Here is an 11,046-nt window from a genome sequence, read left to right on the forward strand (position 1 = left end):
CGTTAACAACGCCGTTGCGACACTTCCACCCACCCTTCCGATCGCCCGTCCGTTCACGACGCTGACGGCCCTTGATCCTGCCCCGTACTTCTGCGGCAAACTGCCCGAATCGGGATGGGACTCCGACGCATTCTGCCTATGTCTTTCTCACATCCCGGCGGAGGCGGAGGTGCCGCCGTTCGACACCTGTAGACCTGAACTCACCGAGGTAGACAGGCGGCTGTTGCAATAACTACATCACCGGGAATCATCTCCAATTCGGCATTGCCTGACCCCCGTTCGTGTTCTTCCGGTCGCCCTGGTAAGTGTCCGATGAGTTCCCGATCGGACTATCGACTCCTCCGCCCTTCAGAGGTACAGTCCAGAGGCCAACTACTCGGAAAGCCTCGGTTTCCGAGAGAAAGGAGGGCTTTTATGACTATCCAACAACTACCCGCTCCCGCAACTATCGAGGCGAGCGTTGCTCCGGAGGCTGTGCCCGTAAAGCGCGCAGTGCTCTATCTGCGTGTCTCTACCTCGCGGCAGGCCACTCGCAACGGCGAGGCCGAGGGCTATTCCATCCCAGCCCAGCGTTCGGCCTGTGAGCGCAAAGTGTCCGACCTTGGCGCTGAAGTCGTTCGTGAATTCGTCGACGCTGGGGCTTCGGCCCGCTCAGCAGATAGAGATGGCTTGCAGGCGCTGCTGGCCTATGTCGCTGAGGGCGGGGTGAACTACGTCGTCGTGCACAAACTCGACCGTCTGGCCCGAGACCGTGCCGACGACGTCATGATCCTCGCCAAGATTCAGACTGCCGGAGCAACTCTTGTATCGGTGAGTGAACAGATCGATGAAACCCCAGCGGGCATGTTGATGCACAACATCTTTGCCGGCATGGCCGAGTTCTACTCGCGCAACCTAGCGAACGAAGCCAAGAAGGGCATCGCCCAGAAGGCCATGCGAGGTGGCACGCACGGCGTGGCTCCCATCGGGTACATGAACACCCTTACGCGCATCGAAGGACTGGATATCAAGGGTGTCGCCTTCGATGAAGAGAAGGCGGAGCATATCCGCTGGGCCTTTCAGACCTACGCTGCTGGCCACTGGAGCATTTCGACGCTGCGAGATGAGCTGGAGGAGCGGGGCCTCAAAAGCCGCACCACACTGAAGTACATCGGCACGCCGCTAAACAATTCGCAAGTCCACCGCATGCTCTCCAACCCGTATTACATGGGCAAGATCCGGCACCGCGATGTCATCTACGACGGTGTCCACGAACCGCTCATCGACGCTGAAACCTGGCACCACGTCCAGGACGTATTGGCTGCGCGACGGATTGCCGGTGACCGTTCGTGGAGGCACACCCACTACCTGAAAGGTTCGCTGGTCTGCCACCGCTGCGGCGGACGCATGGGCTACGGGCACTCACGGGGCAAGGGTGGTGTCTACAGCTACTTCTTCTGCCTCGGGCGACACACCGGGCGCACCGACTGCGACCTGCCGTATATCTCGGTGGAGAAAGTAGAGGAAGAGATCGAACGCATCTGGAAGACGCAGGTGCAGTTCACCCAGCAGACGATTGAAGAGGTAGGCGAACTCAGCCGGGCACAGCTGGACGCCCGCCAAGAGCAGGACCAATCCCTACTAGCGAACCAGAGCCAGCGCCTTGTGAAGTTGGAGCGCAAAAAGCAGAAGCTGATCGACGCCTACCTCGACGAAGCCATCCCGGTGGAAGACCTCAAACAGCGACAAGCGGCGGTGCTCGTTGAGATCCACGATGCCAACCGGCTCGTAGCTGCGTGCCAGCAGAATATGGAACTGGTTCGCAAGCACCTCGAACTGGTGCTTCTGCTGCTTGGCAACGCTGGCAGGCTGTATCAAGAAGCCGTAGGCGAGCAGCGGAAGTGGCTCAACCAAGCCGTGTTCGCGAGCATCGCAATCGACCTCACAGGTGACAATGAGCCGCACCCAACCCAAGAAACTTTGGGCATCCAGATGGCCGGAGAATTGGCCGAACCGGTGGCTGCCGTAACTGGGATGGGGCAGCTGGGCACGAACGGGCGCAAAGCCCGCGACAGCGCCGGATACGGCCCGACAGGAGCCAAGAACGGCAGCACCTGCGGCTCGGGAAGGCAAAACGAAACCCCCGGACAGCTTGCGCTTTCCGGGGGTTTCAACGTGACTAATCTGGCGGAGACGGAGAGATTTGAACTCTCGGTACCCTTACGGGTACTCCACCTTAGCAGGGTGGTGCACTAGGCCGGACTATGCGACGTCTCCAGATGTACTCAGCAATCATAACGGGTCATAAGCCGAACGACGAACTGGCGTAGGCGCGGGCCGATTCAGTAGAAGCTGCGGCCGACTTAGTAGTAGTTGGTGACTGAGCAGCTGAAGGTTGCGGCGCTTTGACCGCGCACATCGATCGTCGGAAGGTCCTCCACGGGTGCTGCAGTAGCTCCCTCCGTTGCTTCGGGAGCGGGCTCTGCCGCGGGAGCGTTGGGGTCGAGGATCGAGCCCGTACCGTCAGTTGCTTCTTCTAAGACAAAGGGTTGGTCTGCCGCGACCAGTTCCATCATCTGGTCGCCGAGGTACTGGTTCGGCTGCACTTTGCCGCTGTACACACCGGTACCGCCGGTTGAGCCGGGGTACTGCACGAACTGAATTCGGTCCAGCGGGATGTCTTTCAGAGCTAGAGCAATCGACACCATCGTGGGAATGTCAGCGAGACCCTTCGACAGTTGCATGTTGGCGATGGCGGCATCCGCAAGGTTGTACAGCTTCTTGTAGTCGCCGAGCGTTTCAGAACTTTTGAGCGTGCGAACCATCGAAGAGAGATACACCTGCTGTGAGCTGATTCGTGTCAGGTCACTGCCGTCCCCAACACCGTGCCGGGAACGCAGGAAGGCAAGCGCCTCCCATCCTGCAAGATTGTAGGTGCCTGCTTCCGGAAGGTTGATTCCGGTGTACCTGTCGACAAGGGGCCCGTCGATACACACGTCGACGCCGCCGATTGCGTTGGTCATCTGAATGACACCATCAAAGGTGATGATGCCGGCGAACTGAATGTCGAGCCCGGTGAACTCCGACAGCGTCATGGCCACGCACGGCAGGCCCCCGTAGGAGAGTGCGGTGTTCAATGATTCGGTGGAGAAAGGCTTGTTGTAGTCTCCGTTGGAGCTGGGGCACTCGGGGATCCCCATCACCATATCCCGCGGAAAGCTGATGGCGACAGCAGATTGGCGGTCGGCCGCGACGTGCAAGATCATGTTGACGTCGTTGAGCTCACCGGAGGCGTCTTGAGTGGTTCCGCCGATTCCACCCTGACCTTCGCGGGTGTCGCTACCGGCGATGAGAATATTGAATCCACCCTCATAGCTGCCGATCTGCGGTGGCGGGCCCTCGGTTTCACCGACAAGGGTAACGGTGTCGCGCTGGCCGTAAATGCTGTCCAAGGCAACAGAACCTACCGCAGCCCCGCTGACCAACAACACCGCCAGTGAGCCGGCAACAATCTTTGCGATCGAACCCCAGGGGCCGGGCTTCTTTAGTCTTCCGTGGCGTGCCAGCGCCTGTGCCTGGGATGTTTTCTTGGGGCTCGTGCGAGCAACCGAGCGCGAACGCAGTTCTGACCGCGGACGTAATTCACTCATCACACACTCCTTTCACTCACCTGACATACGCTGCTGCACGCAGTGCGGAGGGCGTGGGATTCGAACCCACGAGACATTTCTGCCCACCAGTTTTCAAGACTGGCTCCATCGGCCGCTCGGACAGCCCTCCTTGCATAGCGCAAGATCGTATTCTAACGGATACCCGGTGGGTCTACCTGATAGGCAGGCTAGAGGGCGCGAAATGGGGGCACGGATGTTATTCGAGCATCCGCAGTGCCGCCCACACCTCTAAACGGCCCTCAAAAGATTCAAGATCGAGGTGCAGGATGCCCGCTGCTTGGTCTACGCGGGCCCGCACCGTGTGCCGGTGAACCCCCAGCTGGGCGGCCGTCGAACCCCAGGAGCAGTCGTGCGCGAACCATGCGCGCAGCGTATCCACTAGGGCACCCGAATGGTCAGTATCGAAAGTGACCAGCGGGGTAAGCACCCGGTGTGCGATCTGCTCGGCACCGGCCGCATGCAGTACCCCGAGCATCCCGGTGCCCGCAATGTCATCAAAATCGGTGAGGCCCGCGCGCCGACCTCCGGCACGAAGGGCATGGGATGCCTCGCTCAGCGCGGCATCGAGCGCGGCAAAACTGGCAACGGTTGAGCTTCCCGCGCTGAGCTCATGATCAACCACGAGGTGGGCGACCTGCTCGTGGTCACCGCCCGAACCGACGATTACGACGACGGAACTGTCCCGCAGAGCATAAAAGATTTGGCCATCACTATCGAGCGCCAACGACTCAAGGGCATCGAGCACAGGATGATTGCGCAGTGGCTTCGCGATTGTGACCACCCGGAGTGGTTCGACCGGCAGTACCCCCCACACGTCGTGAGCGATGGCGCGCGCTGCAGGCATATTGCTGGCGAGCATCAACTCGAGCACAGCCGAACGCAACTGCCCGCGTGTGGTGTCGAGCTCACGATTTTGTTCGAGCGCGAGAGTAGCTAATGCGATCACGCTCGTGACGAGTTCATTTTCCGCCCGATCGAGGGCGACCCCTCGACCAAGCACCAGAGCGCCCCGCAACTGCCCGCTCTGACCGAATACCTGAATTGTCACTTGACCTGAGTTGAGAGTGAGACTCGTGGATGACCGGCGCCCCTTCTGCAGCGCCCGAGCCACCTCATCCCGCACCGGAGCCGCAAACCGGTCTTCGGAGGGCCGTTGGGCCGGAACAAGAACCGGGTTTCCTGTCGCATCGAACAGCCCCACCCAGCAGGAGAGTTGCCGTTCGAGTTCGATGAGGATCGACCGCAACCCGGTCGGTTTGAGCGCCGCATACGAGATCGCTTTGTGCGCGGCAATTGACCATTCCATGCGCCGACTCCGTTCGGCGGCGAGCTGATCGGCTACCTCGCGAATGACGGCGATAAAAGGGACCCGGTCGGGAACATCAATCAGCGGCAGCCCCGCACGCTGGCAGGCTTGGGCTAGCCCGTCCGGCATACCCTGGTGCAGGAAATGGGTGGCGAATCCGAGGCCAACAATTTCTGACCCGACCAGTCGCCCCACATAGGCCTCATAGTCGTAACGTTCGGCGGAATCGTCGAAACCGAACTGTGCGCCATCCGTCAGCAGCACGTTGCCGCTGCTGAGAAAGGGGGTGGGGTCGTCAAGGTCCGAACTATGAACCCACGTGATGGGGGTGGCCAGCCGTTCGAGATGGCGTGGATGTTCGAGATCGCCCCGCACCACGCTGAGCCGCAATTGCTTCCTGCCCAGAAGCCACGCAATTGTTGGAAGCACGTGAACTCTTCTTTCCCGATCAGTTAACTCACTTTATGTCGAACGGCGAACAATGCGCTAGACAAAATGTCACACACTCGATCGTCGTCGCGCGTGATAGTGGAGTATTAGCCTCGCCACGAAAGGTGCCCCATGAACTCCGCGCCCCCCACCAGCAACCACAGCAACGCCGAAACCGTCGCCCTCGACCGCGAACACGTGTTTCATTCCTGGTCAGCTCAGGGCGCCCTAAACCCCATGGTTCTCGAGGGTGGCCTCGGTTGCACAGTGTGGGACAACGAGCGCAACGAGTTTCTCGACTTCTCCAGCCAACTCGTCAACGTCAACATTGGGCACCAGCATCCCGCCGTGATCGCCGGCATCAAAACTCAGGCCGACCTCATGGCCACGGTCGCCCCGGCGCACGCCATCCACATTCGCGGCGAAGCGGCCCGCAAGATCACCGCCCACACCCCGGCGGGCATGAACCGGGTGTTCTTCACCAATGGCGGTGCGGATGCGATCGAGAACGCAATCCGCATGGCGCGTCTTCACACCGGCCGCGACAAGATCATTTCGCGCTACCGGTCTTATCACGGCAACACCGGTTCGGCGATTGTGGCCACCGGTGACTGGCGTCGGATCCCCAACGAGTATGCACGAGCCCACGTGCACGTGTTTGGTCCATACCAGTACCGTTCAGAGTTCTGGGCTGACTCCCCCGAACAGGAATCTGAGCGTGCCCTGCACCACCTGGAGCGCACCATCCAAGCTGAGGGTTCTGCGTCGATCGCGGCAATCCTGCTGGAGACCATCCCCGGCACTGCTGGCGTGCTGATACCACCACCCGGCTACCTGGCCGGTGTGCGTGCCATCGCCGACAAGTACGGCATCCTCGTGATCCTGGATGAAGTGATGGCCGGCTTCGGTCGCACCGGAGACTGGTTTGCGTTTGATGCTTTCGACATCACACCCGACCTGATCGCCTTCGCGAAGGGCGTGAACTCTGGTTACATTCCTGTCGGTGGTGTGGTGATCTCCGATGAGATTGCTGCAACCTTCGACGAGCGGGTCTTTCCTGGTGGACTCACCTACTCCGGCCACCCCATTGGCGCCGCCTCCATCGTCGCCTCCATCACCGCAATGGAAGACGAGGGCATCATCGAGAACGCTGCCATGATCGGTCGCGACCACATCGGCCCCGGCCTTGCCGCCCTCGCCGAAAAGCACGAGTGCATTGGTGAAGTTCGCGGACGCGGCGTGTTCTGGGCGATGGAACTCGTCGCCAATCGCAACACGCGCGAACCACTCAGCGCCGCCGACATGGGCAAGCTGAAGGGTGCGCTAGTTCAGCGCGGGTTGCTGCCATTCATTGCCGAAAACCGCATCCACGTTGTACCACCAGCAGTGGTGACTCCCGAAGAGGTGGCGCGGGCACTCGCCATCTATGACGAGGCCCTAGGTGCCCTCTAAAGCACTGGGCACGCGTGCCTAAACGCCCTAAAGAATGTGCTTCGCAGGAAACGCATTGAGCACCAGCGCGGCGCCATCATTGAGGTCACTCTCGGTGACCTCATTAGCTACCGCGCGCACATCATCCGGAGCCTGCCCCATCGCAACACCCCGACCGCGGGCCGACGCCCACACCAGCATGTCAATATCGTTGCGACCATCGCCCATCGCGAGCACCCGTGCGCGCGAGATGCCGAGTCGTGAACGCACGTTCTCGAGTGCCGTCGACTTGTTGACACCGTCGGGCGCGATGTCGAGCCACGCCGTCCACCCCACGTTGTAGCTGACCTGATGGAGGCCCATCTGTTCAACAACAGAGAGAAAGTCCTCGACGTGGTGTTGCGGTGAAATAACGACAACGCGAGTGGCCTGCACCTTCACCAGTTCATCAAACGAGACATCTTCGCTGAGCGCACCGAGGGTACCGTCAGGAAACTTTCCATTGACAAAGAACTTGCCGGTCGCATCTTCGACCGCATAGTTTGCCGTACCCAAGTTGCTGCGGATGCTCGTCAGCACCTCTTTGGGATTGAACATTTCCACAAACTCGCGGCGATACCCGCCCTCGCCCATCGCATCGCGCTTCAGTGTGACTGCACCGTTTGAGCAGACGACATACTCAGGCTTGAGCCCCAGCTTCTGCAGAATGGGCAAAGTCATGGCAACCGAACGACCGGTGGCTAACATCACTTCGTGGCCGGCATCCCGAACCTTCGCGACAGCCGCAATAACGGGGTCGTTCAGCTCACCCGATTCGAGCAGCACAGTACCGTCAATGTCGAGTGCGATCAGCCAGCGGTCATCGGATGCTGCAACGGTCACGCGATCGGCTCCAAAATTTCGAGTCCGCCCAGATACGGTCGCAGCGCCTGAGGCACCACCACTGACCCGTCAGACTGTTGGTGTGTTTCGAGAATGGCAACCAACCAGCGTGTGGTCGCCAGAGTTCCGTTGAGAGTGGCGACCGGCGCGGTTTTTCCGGTTTCGGTACGGTACCGGATGTCGAGCCTGCGTGCCTGATAGGTCGTGCAGTTGGACGTTGAGGTGAGCTCGCGGTAGGTGCCCTGCGTGGGAACCCAGGCCTCAACGTCGTACTTGCGGGCTGCGCTCGAACCGAGATCGCCACCAGCAACATCGATTACGCGGTAGCTGAGCTCGCACGCCTGCAACATCGACTCCTGGAATGCGAGAAGCCGTTCGTGTTCTTCCTGCGCATTCTCGGGGAGCACATAGCTGAACATTTCGAGCTTGTTGAACTGGTGCACCCGCAGGATGCCGCGGTTATCTTTGCCCGCAGAACCCGCCTCGCGGCGGTAACAGGTCGACCACCCTGCATAGCGAAGCGGCCCCTGAGACAGGTCGATAATCTCGTCGGAGTGGTAACCGGCGAGCGCCACTTCGCTGGTGCCGGTGAGGTAGAGGTCATCGGCAGGGAGGTAGTAGACCTCATCAGAGTGTTCGCCCAGGAACCCGGTGCCGGCCATCACTTCGGGCCGCACCAGCGTTGGTGTGATGAGAGGAATAAAGTCACCGGCGATTGCACGATCGAGGGCCATATTCATCAGCCCCAGTTCGAGTCTCGCTCCCACTCCTTTAAGAAAGTAGAAGCGGCTGCCCGAGACTTTCACTCCGCGCGGAATGTCAATGGCTCCGAGGAGTTCGCCGAGGTCGGCGTGGTCGCGCGGCTCAAAGTCGAATGATGCGGGCGTTCCGACTTCGCGGAGAAGCTCCCAGTCATCCTCACCCCCGGTCGGCACACCATCCAGGGCGATGTTGCCAAGCGCCCCCACCGTGCGGGTGAACTCCGACTCGGCCTTCGTCGAGACCAACTGGGCGGCTTTCACGCGGGCGGCAAGCTTTTGGGCTTCAGCGACGAGAGTTTTTTTCTCCTCGGATGGCGCCTGAGCGACCTTCTTGCCGAAGCTGTTCTGCTCGGCTCGGAGCGCCTCAAATTCGCCGATGCGAGAGCGGCGGTTCTGGTCGGCGGCAATAGCGTCGTCAACCAGCTGAATGGATGCGCCACGGGCGAGTTGCGATTGCCGCACGGCATCCGGGTTCTCTCGAAGAATTTGGGGGTCAATCACTAGTACAGCCTACCGATTCATGGCGTACCGTTTACCTGTGCCCAACTCACGAACGGCGAAACCTCAGGCGGCGGTCGTTTACAACCCCATGAAGGTTGATGCTGACAAATTCAAGAAGATCGTCAATGCCGCCGCCAAAGCAGCGAACTGGGCTTCACCCATCTGGTTTTCGACCACTGAAGACGACCCGGGTCAGGGCGTCACGGCCAGTGCGATTCGTCGCGGAGCGCGGGTGGTGCTCGCGGCAGGCGGCGATGGCACGGTGCGTGCGGTGGCCGAAGCTCTCCGCGGTAGCGGCGTTGCAATGGCTGTCATCCCTGCTGGCACCGGCAACCTACTAGCCCGCAACCTTGACCTGCCGACGGGCAACATTCGTGACAGCGTCGACATTGCCTTCAACGGCCAAGACCGCGCCCTCGATCTGGGAATGGTGGAGATCGTGCGCGATAACGATGATCACGAAGAGCACGCGTTTCTTGTGATGGCGGGGCTCGGGCTTGATGCCAAAATGATCAAGAACACCAGCACCAAGCTGAAAAAGGCGGTGGGCTGGTTGGCGTACGTTGACGGAATCGCTCGCTCCATTCCCGAGCTGCGCCCCGTTCGCCTGCACTACAGCGTGGATGGTGCCCCCAACCGTTCCCTGAGCGCTCACACCGTGATCATCGGCAACTGTGGGGCCCTGCCCGGTGGCCTGCTGCTGATGCCCGAAGCGAAACCCGACGACGGGATTCTCGACATGGCAGCACTCGTGCCGCGCGGTCGCTTCGGCTGGCTGAACATTTGGAACAAGATCGCGTGGGAGAACGGCGTGCTGCGCAAGAGTGCCATCGGCCGACGGATCATCGATCTGTCGAAAGACGTTCGTGATGTGCGGTACGAAACTGGCAGCGACCTCAACATGATTGTCGATAGTCCGGAAGAGTTTCAACTCGACGGCGACGAATTCGGTCTCGCCAAATCTGTCCGCGCCTGGGTTGACCCCGGCGCCCTTATTGTTCGGGTATCGAAGCCTCGTTCATAGTGGCCGAAGGCTCGCTCGCGGCAGCCGAAGGCTCGCTCGTGGTGATTGCCCGCAACCAGTCGCGTGCCTCAACGAACACGTCGTTGTCGTAGCGGGGCGTGACTGTCGTGGCCAGTTTGTCTGCGCGCGGGTAACTGCCGAGAAAGATCACATTGGGGCTGAATCGCTTGAGCCCCAACAGTGCATCCGCCACGCGCTCATCACGGATGTGACCTTCCAAGTCGATGACGAAACGGTAGCGGCCCAGAGCGTCACCAATCGGTCGCGACTCAATAAGACTCATGTTCACCCCGCGGGCGGCGAACTGTTCGAGCATCTCCAAGAGCCGACCAGGGGCATCATCGGGTAGTTCGACGATGATGCTCGTCTTGTCTGCGCCGGTCGGCTCGGGCAGCTCGGTGCGAGAAGTGACAAGAACAAAACGGGTGACCGCGTTCTTATTGTTGCCAATCTCGGTTGCCACAACATCGAGATCGTAGTGCTCGGTGATGCCGGGCGGGGCCACAGCGGCATCCGCCTGCTTCGTCTCGAGAAGGGTTGCGGCAGCCGCAACATTTGAGCTGGCCGGTACGTGTTCGTGGCTCGGGAGGTGTGCGTCGAGCCAGCGGCGCGTCTGGGCGTAGGCGACCGGATGCGCGTTCACCACCGTCACGCCTGCGAGGGCAACTCCCGGTCGAGTGACCAGAACAAAGTTCACCGGCACCAAATATTCGCCAACAATGCGCAGATTGGGCACGGTGGTGAGAGCATCCTGGGTGGCGCTGACGCCACCCTCGATCGAGTTCTCAATCGCAATCATCGCGGCAATGCTGCGACCGGTTGTCACATCATCGAGCGCTTCACCCACATTGTTGACACTCTTCCAGCGCGCCCCCACAGCAGCGGGAACCTGTTTAAGGGCCGCCTCTGTAAACGTTCCCGCAGGCCCCAAATAACTGTAACTGGCCGGGGTTGTATTGGCCGGGGCAGTGTTGGGCGTCGAGGTCATGACACGAGTTTAGGGTGCCAACGATAACCAGCGAAAACGTTTCGACGATCACTGCCGCTCGTGGCCGAGCAGAA

At 60.5% G+C, this 11,046-nt stretch carries 10 protein-coding genes, 2 tRNA genes and 2 pseudogenes; 4 read left to right on the forward strand and 10 right to left on the reverse strand.

The annotated features are described in order from the left end of the window. Positions 1–414: 414 nt before the first annotated feature. Positions 415–885: pseudogene (locus FB472_RS14635) on the forward strand (recombinase family protein); the annotation flags it as partial. A gap of 9 nt (positions 886–894) precedes the next feature. On the opposite strand, the gene FB472_RS13990 reads toward FB472_RS14635, so the two are convergent. Continuing rightward, a complete protein-coding gene (locus tag FB472_RS13990) occupies positions 895–1,044 on the reverse strand; it encodes a hypothetical protein (RefSeq protein ID WP_170192033.1) in 150 nt (49 codons plus the stop codon). Between FB472_RS13990 and FB472_RS14640 the strand changes: the two are divergent. Then, positions 973–1,455: pseudogene (locus tag FB472_RS14640) on the forward strand (recombinase family protein); the annotation flags it as partial. The gene FB472_RS13990 and the pseudogene FB472_RS14640 sit on opposite strands and share 72 nt — an antisense overlap. Here FB472_RS14640 and FB472_RS14350 read toward each other — a convergent pair. The 6 genes from FB472_RS14350 to FB472_RS06130 form a co-directional block, all read right to left on the reverse strand. Next, entirely contained in the window at positions 1,402–1,602 is a 201-nt protein-coding gene (locus FB472_RS14350) for a hypothetical protein (protein ID WP_246078110.1), read from the reverse strand. The pseudogene FB472_RS14640 and the gene FB472_RS14350 overlap by 54 nt on opposite strands. Before the next feature lie 18 nt (positions 1,603–1,620). After that, a complete protein-coding gene (locus FB472_RS06110; RefSeq protein WP_141990152.1) occupies positions 1,621–2,112 on the reverse strand; it encodes a hypothetical protein in 492 nt (163 codons plus the stop codon). Positions 2,113–2,164: 52 nt separating this feature from the next. Continuing rightward, positions 2,165–2,256: transfer RNA gene (locus FB472_RS06115), tRNA-Ser, on the reverse strand. An 86-nt stretch (positions 2,257–2,342) separates the two neighbouring features. Continuing rightward, complete coding sequence (locus FB472_RS06120; RefSeq protein ID WP_141990153.1) at positions 2,343–3,629, reverse strand: LCP family protein; 1,287 nt, start codon at positions 3,627–3,629, stop codon at positions 2,343–2,345. Positions 3,630–3,674: 45 nt separating this feature from the next. Further along, positions 3,675–3,759, reverse strand: a tRNA-Ser gene (locus tag FB472_RS06125). Positions 3,760–3,846: 87 nt separating this feature from the next. After that, complete coding sequence (locus tag FB472_RS06130; RefSeq protein ID WP_141990154.1) at positions 3,847–5,385, reverse strand: PucR family transcriptional regulator; 1,539 nt, start codon at positions 5,383–5,385, stop codon at positions 3,847–3,849. Positions 5,386–5,517: 132 nt separating this feature from the next. Here FB472_RS06130 and FB472_RS06135 point away from each other — a divergent pair, with 132 nt between their 5' ends. Further along, complete coding sequence (locus FB472_RS06135) at positions 5,518–6,837, forward strand: aspartate aminotransferase family protein (protein WP_141990155.1); 1,320 nt, start codon at positions 5,518–5,520, stop codon at positions 6,835–6,837. 27 nt (positions 6,838–6,864) lie between these two features. Here the strand turns inward: FB472_RS06135 and FB472_RS06140 are convergent, their stop codons facing one another. Together FB472_RS06140 and serS are read right to left on the reverse strand one after the other, a co-directional pair. Beyond that, complete coding sequence (locus tag FB472_RS06140) at positions 6,865–7,698, reverse strand: HAD family hydrolase (protein WP_141990156.1); 834 nt, start codon at positions 7,696–7,698, stop codon at positions 6,865–6,867. After that, positions 7,695–8,960, reverse strand: coding sequence for a serine--tRNA ligase (gene serS / locus FB472_RS06145; RefSeq protein ID WP_141990157.1), 1,266 nt, complete (start codon positions 8,958–8,960; stop codon positions 7,695–7,697). Before serS ends, FB472_RS06140 begins: the two co-directional genes overlap by 4 nt. A gap of 37 nt (positions 8,961–8,997) precedes the next feature. Between serS and FB472_RS06150 the strand changes: the two genes are divergently transcribed. Beyond that, positions 8,998–9,984 carry a diacylglycerol/lipid kinase family protein gene (locus FB472_RS06150; RefSeq protein WP_141990158.1) on the forward strand — a complete coding sequence of 329 codons (987 nt, stop codon included), beginning with the start codon at positions 8,998–9,000 and terminating at the stop codon, positions 9,982–9,984. On the opposite strand, the gene pheA is transcribed toward FB472_RS06150, so the two are convergent. After that, entirely contained in the window at positions 9,953–10,972 is a 1,020-nt protein-coding gene (gene pheA / locus FB472_RS06155; RefSeq protein WP_141990159.1) for a prephenate dehydratase, read from the reverse strand. The two genes, FB472_RS06150 and pheA, sit on opposite strands and share 32 nt — an antisense overlap. Positions 10,973–11,046 lie beyond the last annotated feature (74 nt).

It is taken from the genome of Rhodoglobus vestalii, assembly GCF_006788895.1.
Lineage (GTDB): Bacteria > Actinomycetota > Actinomycetes > Actinomycetales > Microbacteriaceae > Rhodoglobus > Rhodoglobus vestalii.